This window comes from Priestia sp. FSL R5-0597, assembly GCF_038006305.1.
GTDB lineage: Bacteria > Bacillota > Bacilli > Bacillales > Bacillaceae_H > Priestia > Priestia zanthoxyli.
Map to the genome: position 1 here is coordinate 3,169,371 of NZ_JBBOUZ010000001.1, position 20,124 is coordinate 3,189,494.

Annotated in this window: 23 protein-coding genes; 8 read left to right on the forward strand and 15 right to left on the reverse strand. The window is 40.6% G+C overall.

Annotation, left to right across the window (positions count from 1 at the left end):
• Positions 1–62: 62 nt before the first annotated feature.
• Both MKX72_RS16380 and MKX72_RS16385 read right to left on the reverse strand, forming a co-directional pair.
• Positions 63–3,212: a cytochrome P450 gene (locus MKX72_RS16380; protein WP_155007934.1), complete on the reverse strand. Its 3,150-nt coding sequence runs from the start codon at positions 3,210–3,212 to the stop codon at positions 63–65.
• A 26-nt stretch (positions 3,213–3,238) separates the two neighbouring features.
• Positions 3,239–3,817, reverse strand: a complete 579-nt coding sequence (locus MKX72_RS16385; RefSeq protein ID WP_028414486.1) for a TetR/AcrR family transcriptional regulator — start codon at positions 3,815–3,817, stop codon at positions 3,239–3,241.
• A gap of 303 nt (positions 3,818–4,120) precedes the next feature.
• Between MKX72_RS16385 and MKX72_RS16390 the strand changes: the two genes are divergently transcribed.
• On the forward strand, positions 4,121–4,489 hold the full coding sequence (locus tag MKX72_RS16390; RefSeq protein ID WP_098627543.1) for a nuclear transport factor 2 family protein: 369 nt from the start codon (positions 4,121–4,123) through the stop codon (positions 4,487–4,489).
• Between the two features lie 69 nt (positions 4,490–4,558).
• Here MKX72_RS16390 and cotJC read toward each other — a convergent pair whose 3' ends face one another.
• Genes cotJC through MKX72_RS16405 form a run of 3 tightly spaced genes read right to left on the reverse strand, consistent with a single transcriptional unit; the run spans position 4,559 to position 5,655 of the window.
• Positions 4,559–5,128, reverse strand: a complete 570-nt coding sequence (cotJC, locus tag MKX72_RS16395; RefSeq protein WP_025751043.1) for a spore coat protein CotJC — start codon at positions 5,126–5,128, stop codon at positions 4,559–4,561.
• A 21-nt stretch (positions 5,129–5,149) separates the two neighbouring features.
• A complete protein-coding gene (locus MKX72_RS16400) occupies positions 5,150–5,410 on the reverse strand; it encodes a spore coat protein CotJB (protein WP_025751042.1) in 261 nt (86 codons plus the stop codon).
• Positions 5,407–5,655, reverse strand: a complete 249-nt coding sequence (locus MKX72_RS16405) for a spore coat associated protein CotJA (protein ID WP_033580510.1) — start codon at positions 5,653–5,655, stop codon at positions 5,407–5,409. Before MKX72_RS16405 ends, MKX72_RS16400 begins: the two co-directional genes overlap by 4 nt.
• Positions 5,656–5,858: 203 nt before the next feature.
• Between MKX72_RS16405 and MKX72_RS16410 the strand changes: the two genes are divergently transcribed.
• A complete protein-coding gene (locus tag MKX72_RS16410; protein ID WP_033580509.1) occupies positions 5,859–6,221 on the forward strand; it encodes a hypothetical protein in 363 nt (120 codons plus the stop codon).
• A gap of 87 nt (positions 6,222–6,308) precedes the next feature.
• Here MKX72_RS16410 and MKX72_RS16415 read toward each other — a convergent pair whose 3' ends face one another.
• The 3 genes from MKX72_RS16415 to MKX72_RS16425 all read right to left on the reverse strand — a co-directional run bounded on the left by MKX72_RS16415 (position 6,309) and on the right by MKX72_RS16425 (position 8,091).
• On the reverse strand, positions 6,309–6,443 hold the full coding sequence (locus MKX72_RS16415; protein WP_258524403.1) for a hypothetical protein: 135 nt from the start codon (positions 6,441–6,443) through the stop codon (positions 6,309–6,311).
• Between the two features lie 157 nt (positions 6,444–6,600).
• On the reverse strand, positions 6,601–7,230 hold the full coding sequence (locus tag MKX72_RS16420; RefSeq protein WP_049165541.1) for a LysE family translocator: 630 nt from the start codon (positions 7,228–7,230) through the stop codon (positions 6,601–6,603).
• Positions 7,231–7,257: 27 nt separating this feature from the next.
• Positions 7,258–8,091 (reverse strand): AraC family ligand binding domain-containing protein, encoded by an 834-nt coding sequence (locus MKX72_RS16425; protein ID WP_049165544.1) that lies wholly within the window; start codon positions 8,089–8,091, stop codon positions 7,258–7,260.
• A gap of 202 nt (positions 8,092–8,293) precedes the next feature.
• On the opposite strand from MKX72_RS16425, the gene MKX72_RS16430 reads away from it, so the two are divergent.
• The 6 genes from MKX72_RS16430 (at position 8,294) to MKX72_RS16455 (ending at position 12,836) form a co-directional block, all read left to right on the forward strand.
• The gene (locus tag MKX72_RS16430) at positions 8,294–9,115 is read left to right on the forward strand and encodes a sensor histidine kinase (protein WP_049165546.1); all 822 of its coding nucleotides are present in this window, start codon (positions 8,294–8,296) and stop codon (positions 9,113–9,115) included.
• Positions 9,116–9,757, forward strand: a complete 642-nt coding sequence (locus tag MKX72_RS16435) for a response regulator (protein WP_033580507.1) — start codon at positions 9,116–9,118, stop codon at positions 9,755–9,757.
• A gap of 134 nt (positions 9,758–9,891) precedes the next feature.
• A complete protein-coding gene (locus MKX72_RS16440) occupies positions 9,892–11,271 on the forward strand; it encodes a PepSY-associated TM helix domain-containing protein (RefSeq protein WP_155007932.1) in 1,380 nt (459 codons plus the stop codon).
• Between the two features lie 29 nt (positions 11,272–11,300).
• Complete coding sequence (locus MKX72_RS16445) at positions 11,301–11,765, forward strand: FixH family protein (protein ID WP_049165553.1); 465 nt, start codon at positions 11,301–11,303, stop codon at positions 11,763–11,765.
• A gap of 191 nt (positions 11,766–11,956) precedes the next feature.
• A complete protein-coding gene (locus MKX72_RS16450) occupies positions 11,957–12,328 on the forward strand; it encodes a NucA/NucB deoxyribonuclease domain-containing protein (protein WP_372454473.1) in 372 nt (123 codons plus the stop codon).
• A 154-nt stretch (positions 12,329–12,482) separates the two neighbouring features.
• A complete protein-coding gene (locus MKX72_RS16455) occupies positions 12,483–12,836 on the forward strand; it encodes a DUF1516 family protein (protein WP_223272376.1) in 354 nt (117 codons plus the stop codon).
• Positions 12,837–12,875: 39 nt separating this feature from the next.
• On the opposite strand, the gene MKX72_RS16460 is transcribed toward MKX72_RS16455, so the two are convergent.
• The 7 genes from MKX72_RS16460 to tkt all read right to left on the reverse strand — a co-directional run bounded on the left by MKX72_RS16460 (position 12,876) and on the right by tkt (position 20,119).
• Positions 12,876–13,469 carry a hypothetical protein gene (locus MKX72_RS16460; RefSeq protein WP_028414498.1) on the reverse strand — a complete coding sequence of 198 codons (594 nt, stop codon included), beginning with the start codon at positions 13,467–13,469 and terminating at the stop codon, positions 12,876–12,878.
• A 152-nt stretch (positions 13,470–13,621) separates the two neighbouring features.
• The gene (locus MKX72_RS16465; protein ID WP_047751820.1) at positions 13,622–14,278 is read right to left on the reverse strand and encodes a TetR/AcrR family transcriptional regulator; all 657 of its coding nucleotides are present in this window, start codon (positions 14,276–14,278) and stop codon (positions 13,622–13,624) included.
• A gap of 22 nt (positions 14,279–14,300) precedes the next feature.
• Positions 14,301–15,581, reverse strand: a complete 1,281-nt coding sequence (locus tag MKX72_RS16470; protein WP_235918737.1) for a glycosyltransferase — start codon at positions 15,579–15,581, stop codon at positions 14,301–14,303.
• Between the two features lie 329 nt (positions 15,582–15,910).
• Positions 15,911–16,396 carry a hypothetical protein gene (locus tag MKX72_RS16475; protein WP_155007928.1) on the reverse strand — a complete coding sequence of 162 codons (486 nt, stop codon included), beginning with the start codon at positions 16,394–16,396 and terminating at the stop codon, positions 15,911–15,913.
• Positions 16,397–16,474: 78 nt separating this feature from the next.
• Entirely contained in the window at positions 16,475–17,143 is a 669-nt protein-coding gene (fsa, locus tag MKX72_RS16480; protein WP_028414502.1) for a fructose-6-phosphate aldolase, read from the reverse strand.
• 49 nt (positions 17,144–17,192) lie between these two features.
• On the reverse strand, positions 17,193–18,086 hold the full coding sequence (gnd, locus tag MKX72_RS16485; RefSeq protein WP_047750468.1) for a phosphogluconate dehydrogenase (NAD(+)-dependent, decarboxylating): 894 nt from the start codon (positions 18,084–18,086) through the stop codon (positions 17,193–17,195).
• Positions 18,087–18,124: 38 nt separating this feature from the next.
• Positions 18,125–20,119, reverse strand: a complete 1,995-nt coding sequence (gene tkt / locus MKX72_RS16490) for a transketolase (RefSeq protein ID WP_340760471.1) — start codon at positions 20,117–20,119, stop codon at positions 18,125–18,127.
• Positions 20,120–20,124 lie beyond the last annotated feature (5 nt).

Sequence of the window (20,124 nt, forward strand, 5' to 3'; positions counted from 1 at the left end):
AGTCATGTCTCAATCTGACTATAAAAAATAACCTCCGCTATTTAGCGGAGGTTATTTTTTATTTACCCAGCCCACACGTCTTTTGCGTATCGGCCCTTTTCTTCTAGCTGCTGCAGCCATAAGCGAGCGTCTGCTTCACTTACTTCATGAACATCAGCATAGCTTTTAATAAGCGTTGCTTCAACGTCAGGTGCCATTTGGCTTCCGTCTCCGCAAATATAGAAGTGCGCTCCTTGATCAAGAAGTTCAATCAATTTCGTGCCGTCTTGTTCCATAACGTGCTGAACGTATGTTTTCGGCTGATTTGGTACGCGTGAAAAAGCGGTATGAAGCGTAATGACATCTTCATTTTGTGCATTTTCAAGCTCTTCTTGATACAGATAGTCTTCATGAGGTGAACGGCAGCCAAAGTATAAATGCGCTTCTCCAAGCGACTGTCCTTGTTCTTTTAACTGCTTGCGAGCCTGCACAAAGCCTCTAAACGGCGCGACGCCTGTTCCTGGTCCGACCATGATAATCGGTGTTTCAGGATCTTTTGGCAGCGTAAAGCCTGACTGCGGTGTGGAAACAAAGCACGTAATTGTATCTCCTTCTTGCAGCTCAGCAAGATAGTTCGACGCAATTCCTTTATATTCTCCATATCCGCTCCACGCCTCTCCTGAGACGACGCTAACCGTGATGCTTGCTTGTTTTTCATCGACGCGAGGTGATGAAGAAATGGAGTAATAGCGCGGACGCATGCTTGGAAGAAGAGCGATAAATTCGCTGAATTCCATTTCACACGCCGGATATTTTTCAAGCAGTTCAAGCATTGTTAAGCGTTTTGCCAGCACCTTTTCTTTATACGCTTGCTTTTCAAGCAAGGCTTCAAGCTCCACTTTATGCGGCGGGCAGACCGTTTTAGCAGCCATTGCGCGAAGCTGTGTGCGCGTAACAGGATCTTGAATCTCCATATATTGCAGAAGCTCTTCTACTGATACGGTTTTACCGAGTGGCAAATGCGCTAATTTTTCTTCTTCAGCTTCCAAACGGATTTGCTGTGATGCATCTAGACCGAACCTTGTCGTTACACGATTTACTATTCCTTCATAGTTGCGAGGAATAATACCTAAATGATCTCCTTCTTGATAAGAAACTTCTTTTGGAAGCTCAATTTCAAGATGACGCGTGCTTCGTTCACTGCCTGGTTTTTGTAGTTCTTTGCTTGCTACAACGTTCGCCGAAAAAGCACCGTGCATTTTCGCAAGCGGCATGTCCGCAGCGCTGTCGACAAATTGAAGTGAAAGCGTAGATTTATTATCTTCACTGTTTTCTATGTCGAGGTTAAAGTAAGCTGCTACGTCACTCCACATATGTTCACGCCATTCTTCGTATGTGCCTTCAAAGTCGTCGCTTGCATCTGCTTCGCCGCGTTCAGCTATGTTTTCTGCCCCTTTAGCTGCAAGCGTTTCATCGATAAAAGCAGGCACTTTTTGATACGTAGTAGCCCAGTTTTTATCGCCGCATCCAAATACGGAGTAGCGAACCCCTTTGACTTCATCAGCAGACGCTTGGTCTAACCAGTCGACAAACTGCTTTGCGTTATCAGGCGGATGTCCGTTATAAGAAGCCGTTACAATTAAAACAGCTCCTTCACGCGGAAGATTTCCTGCATGGGAATCAAGCGTTGCAACTTGCGGTGCGAATCCTTTGCTCATCGCAATATCTGCTAAATCCCTCGCCGTTCCTTCAGCTGTTCCCATATTTGAACCGTATAACACAAGCAGCGGCGTATTATGAGCGTTCTCTACCTTTTTGCGTGCTTTTTTAGCAGGCTGTTCCGTGCTAGGTGAAGGAATGCCACCAAGCGGAATTTTTTTTGATTTTGCTTTTACAACAAAGCCTTCAGGTTTTAACGTTAAAGTTTCTTTAATATCCATCTCGTAGTTTGTATGATCTTCAAAATCAAAATGTTTTAGCATCATGCCAAGTACAAGCGTTGCCTCATGAAGAGCGAACTGCTGACCGATACACGCACGCTGACCGTTTCCAAACGGTTTAAACGCATGCTGCGGAATCGCACTTGGATTTTCAAAACGCTCTGGGCGGAACTCTTCCACATCGTCTCCCCAAATCGTTTTATCACGGTGAAGCTGAGGAATTAGAACCATCAGTTCATCGCCTTTTTCTAACGGATATTCTCCTCCAAGCACCGTATCCTCTTTTGCATATAGAGAAAATGCAGGAGCTGTCGGCCATAAGCGCAGCGCTTCGTTTAAGACCATGCCCACATATTTAAGCTGCTTGACTTGTTTGTAGCTTGGAACAGGATCTACTAAAACTCGTGCTGCTTCTGCTGCTGCTTTTTGTAATACATGTGGATTTTTCACTAAGAAATACAGCGCAAATGATAAAAGACCACTTGTTGTTTCGTGTCCCGCAATTAAGAACGTAATAATTTGATAGCGAATATTTTCATCATCAAGCGGCTCACCTGTTTCTGGGTCTTTTCCGTTTAGCATATGCGTTAATAAATCATCGCTTTGTTCACCGCTTGCCTTGCGATCTGCGATAATTTTATCTACTAGATCGTTCATCACTTTAATGTCGTCTTGAAACTGACGCTTATTTTCATCGTAGGCAGGGTCATCTGGATTTGCTCGCTGCAGCTTGTTCATCGCTTCATCTAGCGCACGTACCATGCTTGTAATAAATGGATGAGGCTGATCGCGGTAAAAGCTGTTAAAGCGGTAGTTAAATCCACAAAGACCGATTGTATCAAGCGTTAAGCGCGTCATATCTTCCGGTACTTCAATATGCTCATCTGCATTTAGACGCTCCCACTTTTGAATAAGCTGCACGGCGATATCGACCATCATCGCGTGATAGCCTTTCATCGCTTGCTGACTGAAGCTTGGAAGTAAGATATTATGCGCTTTTTTCCAGTTTTTTTCGTGCGTCCAGCTTGTAAATAAACCGTCTCCTGCAAAATCACGCACAAATTTAAGCGCTTGACTTAAGTTTTTATCAAAGCGGGATTCATCGCATGCTTCTTTAATTAGACGCTGACTGGATAAGTAGCGCGTCACACGTCCAGGCGCTTCAAATTTAAAGATTTCCCCTAATTCATCTGCAATTTTCATCAGCGTTTGAATCGGTTTATCTGTGTTTAATAACGGTAAGTTTTTAAGCTCTCCAAATGTTTTTGGCTGAGGCATTTCTTTAATTGTCATGTTATCCCTCTTTCACTTGTTAAGTTTCATGATTGTCTGCTAAGTGCTGCCCACAGACTCTCTTCTACGCCGGCAAGAAGTTCATCAGTTAAAGATAAATAGTCATTTTCAATCATTTCATATACTTCCATAAAGCTTCCAAATAAAATAGCAATGAGCGCATTTTCAGGAAGGTTTCTAATAATGCCTTGCTTTTGTCCTTCTCTGAAGAACGTGCAAACAAATTCCACCAGCTTTTGATAGGCTAAGCGACTCTCTTCTGTTAAAAAAGCTCCTTGACTATGAGTTTTAATAAAGCCAAGCGCACGAGGATGATTTTTAGTGAATGTCACCATACCTTCAAAGATATGATGAAATCCATCTCGATATCCTTCTCTTTCGTTAGCCAGGCCGCTTTCAATACACTGTAAAAACTCGTTTACATGCTGCTGAAACAGTTCGTTTACAAGGCTTTCTTTATTTTTAAAGTAGCGATAAATTGTTCCTGCTCCTACTTTGGCATTTTCTGCAATCATTGGCATCGTGGTTGCATCAAATCCTCTTTCTGCAAACAGCAGAAGCGAAGCAGAAAAAATCGCTTTTTGTTTTGTTGGAGTAGATTCCACTTTATCACCTCTTTCCAAAAACGGAATGAACGTTCATTCCGCTACAATTACAAGTATAAAAAACTGCTTCTTAATAGTAAAAAGATAACTAAACAAGTGGAAAGAAAAGGTTCTTTCACTCTAATTTTATACCATTTAAAGGTAAATAATGGAGTCTTTCAGAATATTTTATGCTTACAGAAAATTAGTCCACTTATCCCCTTGATTAACATAATTTAACACAAACTATTAAAGGAAGAAGTTTAAAGGAAAAGTAAGGTGGAAATAGAAAAGAGTTACACAAGGCGTAAAGGAGGATTAAAAATGAACCAAGCAAGAGTGATAGAATACGAAGAAATGCTTCGCTCAGCCATGCTTTCTAATAACGTAGAGTTATTAGAAGAATTACTTTCAGATGAGCTTATTTTTGTGAATCACTTTGGGCAATGGTTGTCAAAAGAGCAAGATATAAATGCTCATCGTTCAAAAAGTCTTGATATAGCGGGCATCGAAGTGTTGGAACAAGAAATTAAACTGTTTCAAGAACTTGCCGTTACGGTTACAAAAGTAGCGTTAAATGGGTCGCTTGCAGCTGGTGAATCTATTGGAGGCGAATACTGCTATACGCGAATTTGGAAAGATGTTGAAGGAACATTAAAGGTTGTTTCTTGTCACTGCAGTTCTAGCGCATAATCAACGCTGCCATAATAAAAAACATCCCTTCTTTCATTTGCATTCGCAAAGAGGGATGTTTTTTGCTAGTTAAAAGATTTTCTTCCTGTCTCTGTCATCTTTTAAAATCTCCACGGCCTCACGGAAACGCTGTGAATGAACAATCTCTCTTTCTCGTAAAAATCGTAAGCTGTCGTTTAAATCTGGATCATCTGATATATCAATTAACCATTGATATGTAGCTCTTGCTTTTTCTTCTGCCGCTATGTCTTCATAAAGATCTGCAATCGGATCTCCTTTTGCCTGTATATACGTAGCTGTAAACGGAACGCCAGCAGCATTATTGTAATAAAGTGCACTATCATGGTTTACATAGTGTTCTGTCAATCCAGCTGCCTTCAGCTGCTCCGGCGTTGCATCTTTTGTTAGCTTATAAATCATCGTCGCAATCATTTCAAGATGAGCAAACTCTTCTGTCCCGATATCGTTTAGCAGTCCAACAACTTTATCGGGAATGGTATAGCGCTGATTCAAATAACGAAGTGCAGCTGCAAGCTCTCCGTCCGCTCCCCCGTACTGTTCCATTAAATATTTGGCAAGCGTTGGATTACACGTACTTACTTTAACTGGATACTGCAATTTCTTTTCATACACCCACATATAGTTCCCGCCTTTATCTGCTTATATTTGCCATGGCCAAGGGCTTGTTCCCCAGCTCCACTTCCCGTCGGTATAGCTGTTTCCATACTGCTGGAGCGGCCCGTACTTTGTTTCAAAGTTTCTTTTTAACTGCATAGCCTGCTGCGCGTATTCGTTAAACTGCTGCATAGCCTGCTGGTCATTTGGATGGGTATCTAAATACAGCGTTAATTCTACAAGTGCAAAATCAATCGCCTGTATTTCTTCTAAATCCTGATAGTACTCCGGAGGTAGTTTTTTCATTCTTCATCCCTCTTCTTATCTTTGTATGGATTTTCATAGTAGTCCCAAAAAGCCGGCCACAGCGTTCCTTTTTTTAGCGCTTCTTTCGGTGAAAACTGCTGCAGATTCGCGGGCTGAAATCCCATGTATAATTGAGGCGGCGTAGAATAATATTTAACTCCTATCGGCCGGCACGGATCATAGATACTGTGGAAAGGTTGATAGGTCTTAACCGGTGTAAACATCTTTTTTGGATTGTTATCCATGAAAAGTCCTCCTCTAAAAACACACTCTGTTTTATCCTATTCAGTTTTTATCGAGTTCATGAAGGAATTCCTTCCCGACTTAAGAACCAAACTTTTCTTCATAAAAAAGACCTATGTAAAAAACGCTATAGTTGCCCAATCCCTTTAGGCAGCTTTCTCATACTTTATAAAATAGTGATTAAGAAAATAGAGGTGCTTAAAAAATGGACATTAATTACATGGATTTTTATTTTTACCCAGCACGATTTCCTGGACCTCAACTCCCGCCCGGTCCACCTAGACCACCAGGCGGTTTACCTACACCTGACCCACAGCAAGCTCCAACTTCCCCTCCGCCGGCATTTATTCCAGCTCAGCAAACGGCAACTCCATTTGCTGTTGACCCAGGAGCCATTTCTCTTTGTCTATTCCGCAATACGTTCATATGGCTTAGAAACGGCTCTAGCTTCTGGTATTTCCCTATTTTTGTAGGACCGCGATCGGTTGCAGGATTTAGATGGAACGGACGTTTTTGGACCATTTTCGGTGTCGATACACGACAAATTGTTTCGTTTACGTGTTTTTAAACGTTAAGAAAAGAGATTGAGATATAACTAAATCAATACAATTTAAAGACGATAAAATTGAATACATGAACTAGTATCGGTGGCTTGTTACACTGCTGTTGATTTCCGTGCATGGCTTCGCTTTCCGCGGGCGGCCGGTGAGCCTCCTCGTCGCTTGCGCTTCTGCGGGGTCTCACCTGTTCCGCTTTTCCCGTAGGAGTCTTCGCCTTGCCCTCCAATCAACAGCTAGAAATAACTGAATAAATATACGAAGGCTATGTTCACCATACTAATAAAAAATCCGAATGAGTTTGATTCTCCATCAAGAATCAAACTCATTCGGATCTTCCTTCAACTAACATATTTTTATCCCAGCCTCTTTTTTGCTTACTAGCTACTATTACACGATTGTTCTTATTCCAAAACCAATCAGCAGCACTCCGCTGCATCTCTGAAAAACTTTTTGAAACATCGGTTTTTTAAGCCATTTTTTCACGTAATCTACTACATACACTAAGATTAAAAACCAACCTACCGCTATGAGTGTAAGAATAAAACCAAGCATAAGCAGCTGCTGATTCGTGTGAGCATTCAAGTTGATAAACTGTGGCATGAATGTAATATAAACCAATACCGTTTTAGGGTTAAGAAAATTACTAAGAGCTCCCTGTATGTATGATTCTTTATAGGCGTGATTAGATGAAGGCTTAACAGCTTTTTCTTCTTCTGAAATGTGCTCCAATGAGAGCGTATTTTTTGTCAGAAATACCCTGATACCTAAGTAAAATAAATACGCGGCACCTATATATTTAATGGTGTTGAACAGATACACCGACTGCGCGATAGCAACAGACAAGCCAAGCACAGCAATTAACGTCCAAAACGTGAGGCCTGTAGCCATGCCGAGTATGGTAAAACGTCCTGCTTTTGCTCCGTGATGAAGCGTATTTTTCATGATAAGAATCGTATCAGCACCAGGTATCATTGACATAACCAGCGCCATCAGCATATAAGCAGCTAAATGATCCACAGCTCTTCTCTCCTTTTTAAGCTATTACTAGCATTCTGTTTTCTTTTCACTTTCAAAGATTTTCATGTATTGTTTTGGCGTTAGCCCCACCTGACTTTTAAAAAATCGAGTCAAATGACTTTGATCACTGAATCCAGTTAAAAAGGAGACGTCAATCGGTTTTTGTCCCTGTTCTAGAAGCTTTTTAGCCTGATTGATTCGAACTGTTTCTAAGTAGCTGTATGGAGAGATTCCTTTTTGCTTTGTAAAAGAGCGCAGCAGCCGGTATTTGCTCCATCCAATTAGCTTACTTAATTCATCCAGCGTGATCTTGTTTGTATAGCTGTCTTCCAAATAGCTGCAGATTGTTTTGATTTCATCAGACGTGTCAGCAGCTGACGAAAAAAAGGAAAGGTTTGAATGATCGTGCATGAGCTCTTCTAGCAAATATAAAAATAACTCTTCTTTCTTAAACTCATGTTCACCATTTAAAATTTGTAAATGAAGCTCTTTTAAACTAGAGACAGCCTCACTTCTTTGTACCACATTGCTGTTAAAACGCGGAAGACTTTCACTTCCGTTAATGTCAAAAACAGCTTTTTTCATCGCGTCTGGCGTTACGTTAATACAGCGATAATCAAGCGTTTTGCCGTCTATTTGTTCACAGCTATGGACATCATACGGATTAAACAGCAGCAAATCGCCTGGATTAATGATGTATTCTTTGCCTTGGCAGATTAAATGACGCTGACCTTCTTCAATAAATCCAATCACATAATACTCGTGAAAATGAGCAGGAAACTTTTGCATAATTCCTTTAAAACGGTAAGCTTCAATATGTAAATCAGCGTCAACGTGCGCTGTCCGAATTTCTTTTGCCATTAATAAATCACTCCTTGTCACATACTAAGCTTTTTAACCATACCATTGACTCGAGAATTTTTCTTGTATGATATTGCAGATAAGATTTTCTTTATTAACTTTATCCACTCACCCCTAAGAGTGATTTCTCTTCTTTCCTCTAGTAATTTTCCGCTCAAATGATAAAATATAGACACATTTTATGGATGAAAGAAGGGATACCGTGAAATATAGACAAATTAAATGGCTGATTTTGCTTCTTCCAACTCTGACCATCGCACTTTGGGAGTATGTTCGCCATGCCTTTTTGCTCCCTTACATCTCAATGGACATGGGAAATGTTCTTTCTCCGCTGCTTGTCTTTTTTGTAACGCTTGTCTTTGTCCGCTATTTATTTTCTATTTTAGAAAAAATGCAAGAGGAACTAAGGCAAGAAAAAGAAAAGAAAGCTGCGCTTATTGAGCGTGAAAAATTAGCTCGTGAACTGCATGACGGCATTGCGCAGTCGCTGTTTCTCCTATCTGTTAAAATGAACAAGTTCGGAAGAAAAAACAACTTAGAGCAGGATCCTGATTTTATCCGAATGAAGCAAACTCTGCAGCATGTTCATGACGATACGCGCCAAGCGATTACAAATTTAAAGCACTCTCCTTCAGACTCTTCAGAAAGCTGGACTGAAAGCATTCATCAATACGTCGATGATTTAAAACATACTCATTTACTAGATGTCAATTTAGATTGGAGACTGTCAGAAACAACGCTTTCGAGAAAAGAAAAAAATGAGCTGTTTGCCTGTGTGAAAGAAGCTGCTATGAACGTCATTAAACATGCAAAAACAAATAAAATCTGGATTACAGCCGGTGAAACGGCCGGCGGATGGATTTGTGAAATTACAGATTTCGGTATAGGTTTCACCTCTGAATCTCTTAAGGCCGGTCTTGGCCTGCAAATTATGAAAGATCGTGCTAAAGATATGAACTGGGACTTTTCCATTCAACGAAAACAGAACCAGACCATTGTTAGTATTAAAAAGGAGGTTACGTAAATGCAGCCGTTTCGTATTTTGATTGTAGATGATCACGCTCACGCAAGAGAAGGCATTCGCGATATTTTAGAAGAATACGAAGATTTTATGATTGTTGGCGAAGGAACCAACGGGCAAGAAGCAATCGAACTAACCGAAAAATTGATGCCTGACATTGTGCTAATGGATATTAAAATGCCCGTGATGAATGGATTAGAAGCGACAAAACAAATTAAGCTTCAGTTTCCGTATGTTAAAATTGTGGTCATCACGGTTTCAGACGATATTACGGATTTGTTTGATGCGTTGAAAAAAGGCGCCCAGGGCTATTTGTTAAAAAACCTGCAGTCTGAAGTGTGGTACGACTATTTGCGTGCGTTCGCTTTAGATGAAGTTCCTATGTCAAAAGAAATTGCGTTTCAAATTTTAAAAGAGTTTCCGCAGGAAACATCGATTACAAAGCCAGACACTCCCCTTTCTGCACGGGAGCTTGAAGTGCTTCAATTAGTGGCTAAAGGGCTGTCAAACCGCGATATCTCCGCGCAGTTATTTATTTCTGAACACACGGTAAAAAGCCATTTGAAAAATATTTTAAGCAAGCTTCATTTAGAAAACCGCGTGCAGCTGACAAGCTATGCGTTTCAAAATGGCTTAATGAACTAACAGCTTTCACGAGCTGTTTTTTTATTACCCCCTTCCTCTTATAAACCCCAACAATCACTCTCAGGGGTGATGGCTAATTCTCCCTTTCCTTCTATAATAAAAGCACGTTAGTTAGTAAAAAGGAGGAAAAAACGATGCAGGAAAAGCGCGAAGAATCAGCGAGTACAACGAAAAAAAGCACGGCGCGTTCTCAAGGTCTATACAAAGCCATATGGCGCTGGCATTTTTATGCAGGTTTAATATTTACTCCGTTTCTTCTTATATTAGCTGTTACTGGGGGGATGTATTTATTCAAGCCTCAAATTGAAGAAAAACTGTATCACGACTTCTATCATGTACAAGCTCAGTCACAGTCCCTATCCCCTTCAGCACAAGTAAAGGCTGTAAAGGAAAAGTATCCAGACGCTGATGTGTTGACGTATAAGCCCAGTAATCGCTCTACTCGTTCGTCAGAAGTAGGAATTTCATTAAAAGACCATACATATACGATGTTTGTTAACCCTCACAATGGTCGCATCATAGGAAAAGTAGATGATTCCAGTCGCTTGATGAATCAAATTGAAGAATTTCACGGAGAGCTGATGGCGGGAACAGCAGGTGATCGTATCGTAGAACTTGCGGCCTGCTGGGCAATTGTCTTAATTGTAACCGGCGCTTTTTTATGGTGGCCGCGCAAAAAAGACAAAATAAAAGGCGTGCTGATTCCTCGTTTTTCAAAAGGTAAAAACGTACTGATACGTGACCTTCATGCAGTACCGGCCTTTTGGATTTCAGCGGGGATGCTTTTTCTCGTACTAACAGGACTTCCGTGGTCAGGACTGTGGGGCAATGCGTTTCAGCAAGTCGCCACAAACGCAGGTGTTGGGTACCCTCCGTCTATTTGGGTAGGAAGTGCTCCTACTTCAACCGTGCAAACAAAAGATGTTGCGGACGTGCCTTGGGGAGCTGAAACGTTAGAAGTGCCAAGCTCCACAGCTTCGCAATATACAAAAGTATCGCTTGATGACATTGTAGGGATTGCAAAAGAACAGCATATGCACGACGGCTACACCATTTCTATTCCGCAAGACGCTCAAGGTGTGTATACGCTCTCCGTTTTTTCACCAAGAGCTCAAGATGAAGCAACCATTCACCTTGATCAATATACCGGAGCTGTGTTAGCCGATTATCGGTACGACAACTATGGATTTATGGGCAAATTGATTGCGCTTGGTATTACGCTTCATAAAGGCACACAGTTTGGATTTATCAATCAGCTTATGGGCCTTATTATTTGTATCGGAATTGCTGGTATCGCTATCAGCGGAGCCTTACTGTGGTGGAAACGAAAACCAGCTAAAAACATGGGGGCTCCTAAAGTTCCTGAAGGAAATGCAATGCGAATCGTGACGTGTATAATCGTCGTGTTTGGTATCCTCTTTCCTTTAGTCGGACTGTCTTTGATTATCGTGTGGCTTTTAGATTTTTTTGTTATCAAACGAATTCCAGCATTGAAGCGATTTTTAAACGCATGATTGATGAAACGATGTGAGGTGCAGTGACAATGAATAAATGGAAAATGTCCGGACTAGTCATACTCAGTACGCTTGTGCTTTCCGCGTGCTCTGTAAACAGTGACGCAGACCAGCTCTACAAGCAGCAAAAGCCTCTGTCGGCGCATGTGATGCTTCCTGAAAATATAGAGCCACAGAGCACACAGGTACTAAAAGTGCACGTAATGCAAGAAAATAAAACGGTGGATGACGCCAAAATCGTTCAGTTTAACGTGTGGAAAAAAGATGCTCCCGGTAAAGTTGAAACAATAAAGGCACATTATGACGGCAGTATGTATAAAGCAAAAGCAGCCTTTAAAGAGGATGGTATTTACTATATTAAAACCGATATTAATGCTCGCGGTGAGCACATCCTTCCTACTCAGCAAGTCGCAGTAGGCAAATTATCAAAAGAAGAGTTACGTTCACTACAGCCAGCTGAAAACGAAACGCATCATCACCACTCTCATCATTAGACATAAGCTCACGTTCAGCAGCTGAACGTGAGCTTATGTTTGTCTTATGAATTCTAGCTAGTTCCATTATATGTTTTTACATTTTTTTCTTATTACTTTACAATAAGAGTGATAAACGTTTTATAAAGGAGTTTTACAGGTTGAAAAAAATTGTTTCTGGTATTTTAATTTTAGTAATAGCCGTTATTGTTATGATTGAAGGAAATCCGTTAGAGCAGAACTCTTCAACGAATCCCTCCTACGATGAAGTCATTACCTTCCCTGCTGATCGTTACCCTGAAACTGCAGCGCACATTCAACATGCAATCGATAAAGGAAAATCGGCTGTTTGTACAATCGATCGAGACGGTGCTGAAGAAAACCGCCGTGAGTCTTTAAAAGGCATTCCGACTAAAAGCGGCTATGACCGAGATGAGTTTCCGATGGCCTTTTGTGAAGAAGGCGGAAGCGGCGCAGATATTGAATATGTAAAGCCTTCAGACAACCGAGGCGCCGGGTCTTGGATTTCACATCAAGTAGATGAGTTTCCAGACGGTACGAAGGTTTTAATTGAAGTGAAGTAAAAAGAATGGTCATTGCGACCATTCTTTTTTTATGTTGAGAGCCTGTATAAGAAAAAGAATAAAAAAGGAAGAATTGTTCTTGCCTAAAGATACTCTTCACTTTTAAAATAAAAATGTATGTTATACATATATGCATCATCGTTTTATAGGAGGAATGAGTTTCTTGGACAATCTATGGCAGCAGTTACTTCCTGCCTCATGGCAATTAACTTTATTTATTTTCTTTTTTGTCTATATCTTGCGCTACAAACAAGAGAATAAATTCAGCATGCAGCTTCACGTGCTGCTTAAGTTTCTTTATGCCGTTATTTTGATTTTAAATGCGGTGTTGTTTTTAGTGGAAAGTCAGCGCGATTTTCTTTTTTATGCAACGCTTTTCATGAGTATCCTGACAATTATTTTGATGGAGTTCACGCTTTCTGCAAAAAAACAGAACGAGCTTGATTTTATTTCAGCCGTTTCTTGCTGTGTTCTTCCGATTTTTATTTCTTTACTTGAACTTAGTTAATGAACCAAAGGCCTCTGGTGATTCAGAGGCCTTTTTATGTTATTGATCTTTGTTGTTACGATCCATCATATCTTTTGGATCTTCTACAATATCTTCCGGATCACGGTTGTTGTCTTTTTCATCATCTTTATAGATGTTGTCATTTTTATCTACACCAGGTACGTTATTGTTGTTATTCATATTGTCTAAACCCGTGTTGACAAACGCCACGTATACTTTGTCAATTTTACTATCTGCTTCTCTCACACGGTCCGCAATTTTTTGCTCAAAATCAGTTGAAACTTCATGGTAAGTATCGCCGTTATACGTTACCGTGTTCACCTTGCCGTTATCATTGTTGTCCGCTGCGTCATTTCCAGCTAGGTCTACTGTTACATAGGCGTTGTTATTATCACGAAGCACATATGCATCATCAACTTCCTTCATATCTTCTACATTTTGCGCTGCTTCAACTGACTTGGTCGGCTGATCAGTATTATCCATTGGGATATTGTTATCAACTCCGTCGTTTGTAGAAGTGTTGCGTAAATCATTTTGAGTATTGTCCATTGCGTTATTGTCCTTATTTCCTCCGCACGCAGCTAGGCCTGAAAGGAAAAGCACCGAAGAAGCAATGATAAGTCCTTTTTTCATTTTTTCCATCTCCTTAAATATAGTTTGCAGTCGTATTATGCTTAATTATTGCAAAACTATTCAAAAGAGACGGAGAAGTGAAAGCCTTTTTTCTAACTATGCTTAACGCCGCTAGCCATACGATAAGGAACATTTCAAAATTGCAGCTGTACTTATTCACCTAACAGCTTTCGGACAGCTACTGACAGCGTATTGATATGACGTTCTACGTTTGCCTCTTCTGCAACTTGTTTCTGTTCATCGACGTTGTAAACCGGCGCTGGATTTTGTGTAATTCCGTTGACGGTTGTAGCCATAAAAGCTAGCAGGTCATCTGCTGGTACAGCCGGAGAGAAATTCTTTACTTCTATTTGTTCCGTAATAAAGTCGTGAAGCTTTTTTTGAATATATTTAAGGTTTGATACTTCAACTAGCTGATCTTCAATTTTCATAAAACGCTGAGGGTCTTTTGAATACAACGCTACTAGTTCAAAGTAAATTTCTCCTCCCGCTGTCATTGATTCCTGGATATGCTCTCCAATATACATAATGAAATCATGCAGCATTTCAAAGGAGTCTTTTTTTGTCTGAAGCAGGGCTTCAATTTTATCTTTTACTTTATAGCTGACGCTTTCTTGATTAAGAAGTCCGACAAATACTTCATCAAGGTTTGAAAAATATTTGTACACGCCTCCTTGACTCATTCCAGCTTCCAAAACGATATCTCGCATGGCTACATCATGCACCGGTTTGCTCTTGCATACTCTTTTGGCTGCTTCTAAAATCTCTTGCTTCTTTTTTTCAGCGTATCCTTCCCTTACTTTTGGCATTTTTTTCACGCTCGCTTACTTTTTATTTATTCCCGAATGTCTCGAGTGTATTAATAATCACCTGAGCTGCTTTTTCGGCTCCTTTTTCAGCTCGGATTTGTTTTCCGATTTCTTGTGCTTTGGATTGAATTTCATTAACTTGCGTATAGGAAATAGCTGCGGATAATTTTTCAGCCGTCAATTCTTTTCTAGGAATAGCTTTTGCTCCAGCTCCCAGCTCATAAATTTTTCTTCCCCAAGCGAATTGGTCATTTCCATAAGGAATAATAACACTTGGAACACCAGCTCGAAGGCCTTCGGCTGTTGTTCCCGCTCCTCCATGATGAACAACGGCAGACATTTTAGGAAACAGCCACTCATGAGGGATATCTTTTACAAATAAAATGTCTTCTGTTATCTCCCTCGTGTGATTCATTCCACTTCCTCCTATATTGATGATACCTCGTTTCCTGGCAAGTTTTAAGGCTTTAATCACTAAAGCAGTCGTTTCGTCTGCGTTTTTTTTATCCCCAATACTTCCAAATCCAATATAAACCGGCGGTTCTCCATTCTTTAAAAATCTTTCCAGCTTCTCTTCCGGCTGATAGCTATGATCACTGTCCATAAACCAATTTCCGTAGAAATGAACGTGTTCAGGCCAATCTTTAGATACGGAAAATACGGCGGGACTTGATGAAATAATAGTTGGGTTAGCTGCTGTACGCTGCTTTGGGTACGGACATAAAAAATCTTCAGGTCCTTCTCCATGCTGCTGAACCCAATATTTTTTTAAAGGACCACTTACTACTTTCCAAAATCCCCATTCAAAAATGCGATGCGTCAGCTTATTGTATATTTTTCCAAATCGTGGTCGATCATAAAAAATTAAAGCTGGATAGTCTTTTGTTGGTGTCATTGGAAAAGGGCTGGCTAAGATACTTGGTATATTCATCTCTTTAGCAGCAAAGTAACCAATTGCCGCACCTGGATGATATACAATTGCATCGGCTCCTTTGCATGCTTTGTGCAAATCTTCTTGTATATTAATCATCATACCCATCATCTTTTCATTTTTTAAGCTTGAAAAAAATTTGAGAGGATTGTCTGCATTAATTGCGTCGTCTGCTGCTCCGCTCTCTATAATTTTAGAAACATCTCCTCGAAGCATGGCATATTCAAACCCGTACGATTCTATGAAGTTTTGGTAAGCTTCTGAAGCGGCAATTCGTACACGGTATCCTTTCTTTTTTAACTCTAATCCTAAAGCCATAAAAGGCTGGGTGTCTCCTCGAGTTCCTGTTGTTAACATCGTAATAAGCATCATTTCAGCCTCCTTATATTAAAACGACAACTATGTCGTTTTAATATAATGTACCCTTCTCCGATTAATTCGTCAATAAAAACGACAATATTGTCATTTTTATTGCTACCCTTTATTTTCCTAAGGCTCTTTTCGTAAAGTTACATAGTTGAATTTGCTTGTCTTAAGTCCAAAAACGTAACATAGATGTCTTTAATCATTGAGAAAGCGCCTCCTGAAAGAGTATTATAAAGATAACCCCCTCTTTATAAAGAATGAAAAAAAGATGCTTCGGGTTTTAAACGAAGCATCTTTTACCTATTAGAGCTATGAATAGTTACCTATTTTTCAAGTTAAACTGCTCGTGAAGCAGCTAATTTCTCGATTGGGGTTTGTTCAATGTCTGCTGCTGAAATATGCAGCAACTTTTCTAAAATAGCCGTTATGCCCTCATTTGTTTCATTAGTTTTTTTACAGTCATTAATATGCTGGTTTAATTGCTTTTTATAAGCCTCGGTATGAATGAGCCAATGACTTAAAAGCTCTTTTGTTGCCGTTCTTTCGTCTTCGCTTTTAGCTCCAAATAAACTTTCCATATCAGGTTCTTGAATAATTAGCTTACTAAAATCTTCGCTTACTGCAAGCCAAAAATAGTTTTTTTCGTATTCGTAATATCTGTGTTCTTTTAATAAAAAGTAGCCAATTTCAAATTCAATGCGATAGAGCGGCTGGTTAACTTTCGGCGCATGAAGGCTTTTAAAGTTAATATGCTCTGCATCGTCTACATAAACTTCTGAACCGTATTGGGTTTTAATAATTTTAGCGTCTACTGTATTCATGATGTTTACCTCTTTAGGGATATTATGAGAGAACGCGTGCATTCTTTTTCTAGAATGCGCACGTTCTTTATCTTTTACTTAGTTTTGAACAGCGTTTTTCCAATCAGCCGCAAACTTTTCAATTCCTTGTTCGGTTAAAGGATGTTTAACAAGCTGCTCAATTACTGAATACGGAATGGTTGCAATATGAGCTCCGGCAAGGGCTACGCGTGTAACGTGGTCCGGATGTCTTACAGAAGCCGCAATGATTTGAGAATCGATATTTTGAATGCGGAACAGCTCGGCAATTTTAGCCACAAGCTGTACGCCGTCTTCTGAAATATCATCAAGGCGACCAAGGAATGGAGATACATACGTTGCACCTGCACGAGCTGCTAAAAGCGCTTGGTTTACAGTGAAAATAAGCGTTACGTTTGTTTTTACACCTTTTTCAGCAAGGTAGCGAGTCGCTTCCAATCCAGCGAGTGTCATTGGAAGCTTAATCGTAATGTTTTGATCTCCGCCGTTAATTTTGATTAATTCTTCTGCTTGTGCAATCATGTCTTCTGCTGTTTCGGCATCCGGCGTCACTTCTGCTGAAACGGATTCTACTTCTGGAACGGTTTTTAAAATTTCTTCAATACGATCTTCAAACTTTACGCCTTCTTTTGCAACAAGAGAAGGGTTTGTTGTAACGCCAGATAAAACACCCAATTTGTATGCTTTTTTAATATCGTCAAGGTTTGCAGTATCAATAAAAAATTTCATTTTTTCATTCCTCCATTAGTTTTTTTTACTATACCCACTATTTCACTTGTTATTTCTTTTCCACAGCATGACCGCCAAACTCGTTTCGAAGCGCGGAAACTACCTTTCCTGTAAAGGTATCATCTTCAAGCGAGCGATAGCGCATCAGTAAAGACATCGCAATAACCGGCGTAGCTGTTTGAAGGTCTAGAGCCGTTTCTACCGTCCATTTCCCTTCACCAGAAGAGTTCATAACTCCTTTGATGTCATCTAGCTTAGCATCTTTAGAGAATGCATTTTCGGTTAATTCCATGAGCCATGAACGAATAACAGATCCATTGTTCCACACTCTCGCCACTTTTTCGTAATCATAGTCGAACTGGCTTTTTTCGAGAACTTCAAATCCTTCTCCGATTGCAGCCATCATGCCGTATTCAATTCCGTTATGAACCATTTTTAAAAAGTGACCGCTGCCTGCTTCTCCAGCATATAGATATCCGTTTTCTACTGCTGTATCGCGGAAAATAGGTTCAACAATTTCCCACGCTTCACGATCTCCGCCAATCATATAGCAAGCTCCGTTACGAGCGCCTTCCATTCCGCCAGATGTCCCAACGTCCATAAAGTGGATTTTGTTTTCTTTTAACTCGTTATAGCGTCGAATAGACTCTTTGTAATGAGAGTTTCCGGCTTCAATAACGATATCTCCTTCAGCTAAAAGAGGCGTCACTTCACTAATAACAGAATCAACAACCGTATGAGGAACCATCAGCCATACAACTCTTGGTGTTTCGAGTGACTGAACAAGCTCCTGTAAGCTTGATACTCCTGAAGCACCGTACCCTTTCATTTGTTCCACTGCGTTTGAATTTACGTCAAATGCTACAACGTCATGACGCTGATCCAGTAAGTTTTGTCCTAAGTTAATCCCCATTTTCCCTAAACCAACTAATCCTACTTTCATGTGAACCGCTCCTTCTATTTATCTTTTTATCTTCTTATTTAAGCCTTTAGTAATTCATTTGCCTGTGCCACTACGTTTTCTTCTGTAAATCCAAACAGCTTCATCACATCAGCTCCGGTTCCTGAAGCACCAAATGTGTCAACTGCTAAAACTTTTCCTTTTGGCCCTACAAAGCGTTCCCAGCCAAGTGAAATTCCCATTTCTAGAGAGATTCGTTTTGAAACAGATTCAGGCAAGACGCGTTCTTGATACTCTTTTGACTGCTTGTTAAACAGCTCCCAGCTAGGCATCGCTACAACTCGTACGGATGTACCTTCACGTTCTAGCTGAGCTTTTGCACTGACCGCTAGTGATACTTCAGAACCTGTGGCGATGAAAATCATCTCCGGCTTATCGTTTGTTTCGGTTAATACGCAAGCACCTTTAGCTAGGTCGTTGATATTTTGTTTTGTTTCTTCAAATACAGGCAAGTTTTGACGGCTAAGTACTAAGGCTATAGGACCTTCCGCTTGCTGAAGCGCATAAGCCCAAGCGCTTGCTGTTTCGTTTGCATCAGACGGACGGATAACGGTAAGCCCTGGAATTGCACGAAGAGAAGCTAAATGTTCAACCGGCTCATGAGTTGGTCCATCTTCTCCTACTGCTATGGAATCATGAGTAAACACATATGTGACCGGCAGCTTTTGCAGTGCAGCTAAACGAATCGCTGGACGCAAGTAATCATTAAAAACAAAGAATGTGCTCACAAACGGCTTCACACCGCCGTGAAGGGCCATTCCATTACCGGCCGCTCCCATTGCATGTTCACGTACGCCGAAATAAATATTTCGATTACCGAAATATCCGGGTGCGTAAGGGCCTTCTTCTTTAATGTCCGTCATCGTGGAATGCGATAAATCAGCGCTGCCTCCAAAAATAGATGGCACAGATTTAGTGAAATAATTAATCGCTTCTCCGCTTGCAACACGCGTCGAAATCGCTTTTTCCGATGAGAATGTTAAAATATCATTCACTTCAATTAACGCGTCGCCCGTGATGGCACGTTCTAATTCATCAGCCAGCATAGAGTATTCTTTTTGGTAAGAAGCAAACAGTTCGTTCCACTCTGCTTCTGCTTTCATCCCTTTTTCTTCTAGCTTTTCAAAATGAGCTTTTACTTCTTCTGGAACATAGAAGTTTTCTTCCGTTTTCCAGCCGTAGGCTTGTTTTGTTGCTTTTGCTTCTTCTTCTCCAAGCGGATTGCCGTGTGCTTTATTTGTTCCCGCTACTTTCGGGCTTCCGTAGCCAATAATGGTTCTCACTTCAATAAGCGTTGGCTGTTCCATATTCTGTTTCGCTTTTTCTATGGCGCTTGTGATTTCATCCACGTCATTTCCATCTTCTACACGTAAATACTGCCAGTTCGCAGATTCCGCTCTTTTTTGGATATTTTCGCTAAATGAAAGATTTAATTCCCCGTCTAACGAAATATCGTTGGAGTCATATAAAGCAATAAGTTTACCAAGCTTCATATGGCCAGCCATTGACATCGCTTCATAAGAAATGCCTTCCATTAAGTCACCATCGCCTACTAACGTATACGTATAGTGATCAATAACAGAGAAATTTGGTTTATTAAATTTTGCTGCTAAGTGGGCTTCTGCCATTGCCATTCCGACTGCATTTGCAATTCCTTGACCTAAAGGACCTGTTGTTGCTTCTACGCCGTCCGTATGGCCAAATTCAGGATGACCCGGTGTTTTACTATTTAGCTTGCGGAAGCTTTTTAAATCCTCTACTGATACATTGTATCCGCTTAAATGCAGCATGCTATACAGTAAGCTTGAGCCATGACCGGCTGATAAGATAAAACGATCTCGGTTAAACCAGCTTGAATTTGCTGGATTATGCTGTAAGTGATTCGCCCACAGCGCATAGGTCATCGGAGCCGCTCCCATCGGAAGTCCAGGGTGTCCTGAATTAGCTGCGTTCACCGCGTCAATTGACAGGGTGCGAATCGTATTAACTGCGAGTGTATCTATGTTGGTACTCATGTGTC

Bases quoted from the DNA above. Each gene is read 5' to 3' on its own strand.
- MKX72_RS16380 (WP_155007934.1), bottom strand. From the start codon at position 3,212: ATGACAATTAAAGAAATGCCTCAGCCAAAAACATTTGGAGAGCTTAAA.
- MKX72_RS16390 (WP_098627543.1), top strand. From the start codon at position 4,121: ATGAACCAAGCAAGAGTGATAGAATACGAAGAAATGCTTCGCTCAGCC.
- cotJC (WP_025751043.1), bottom strand. From the start codon at position 5,128: ATGTGGGTGTATGAAAAGAAATTGCAGTATCCAGTTAAAGTAAGTACG.
- MKX72_RS16400 (WP_025751042.1), bottom strand. From the start codon at position 5,410: ATGAAAAAACTACCTCCGGAGTACTATCAGGATTTAGAAGAAATACAG.
- MKX72_RS16405 (WP_033580510.1), bottom strand. From the start codon at position 5,655: ATGGATAACAATCCAAAAAAGATGTTTACACCGGTTAAGACCTATCAA.
- MKX72_RS16410 (WP_033580509.1), top strand. From the start codon at position 5,859: ATGGACATTAATTACATGGATTTTTATTTTTACCCAGCACGATTTCCT.
- MKX72_RS16425 (WP_049165544.1), bottom strand. From the start codon at position 8,091: ATGGCAAAAGAAATTCGGACAGCGCACGTTGACGCTGATTTACATATT.
- MKX72_RS16435 (WP_033580507.1), top strand. From the start codon at position 9,116: ATGCAGCCGTTTCGTATTTTGATTGTAGATGATCACGCTCACGCAAGA.
- MKX72_RS16440 (WP_155007932.1), top strand. From the start codon at position 9,892: ATGCAGGAAAAGCGCGAAGAATCAGCGAGTACAACGAAAAAAAGCACG.
- MKX72_RS16445 (WP_049165553.1), top strand. From the start codon at position 11,301: ATGAATAAATGGAAAATGTCCGGACTAGTCATACTCAGTACGCTTGTG.
- MKX72_RS16450 (WP_372454473.1), top strand. From the start codon at position 11,957: ATGATTGAAGGAAATCCGTTAGAGCAGAACTCTTCAACGAATCCCTCC.
- MKX72_RS16455 (WP_223272376.1), top strand. From the start codon at position 12,483: ATGAGTTTCTTGGACAATCTATGGCAGCAGTTACTTCCTGCCTCATGG.
- MKX72_RS16460 (WP_028414498.1), bottom strand. From the start codon at position 13,469: ATGAAAAAAGGACTTATCATTGCTTCTTCGGTGCTTTTCCTTTCAGGC.
- MKX72_RS16465 (WP_047751820.1), bottom strand. From the start codon at position 14,278: ATGCCAAAAGTAAGGGAAGGATACGCTGAAAAAAAGAAGCAAGAGATT.
- MKX72_RS16470 (WP_235918737.1), bottom strand. From the start codon at position 15,581: ATGATGCTTATTACGATGTTAACAACAGGAACTCGAGGAGACACCCAG.
- MKX72_RS16475 (WP_155007928.1), bottom strand. From the start codon at position 16,396: ATGAATACAGTAGACGCTAAAATTATTAAAACCCAATACGGTTCAGAA.
- fsa (WP_028414502.1), bottom strand. From the start codon at position 17,143: ATGAAATTTTTTATTGATACTGCAAACCTTGACGATATTAAAAAAGCA.
- gnd (WP_047750468.1), bottom strand. From the start codon at position 18,086: ATGAAAGTAGGATTAGTTGGTTTAGGGAAAATGGGGATTAACTTAGGA.
- tkt (WP_340760471.1), bottom strand. From the start codon at position 20,119: ATGAGTACCAACATAGATACACTCGCAGTTAATACGATTCGCACCCTG.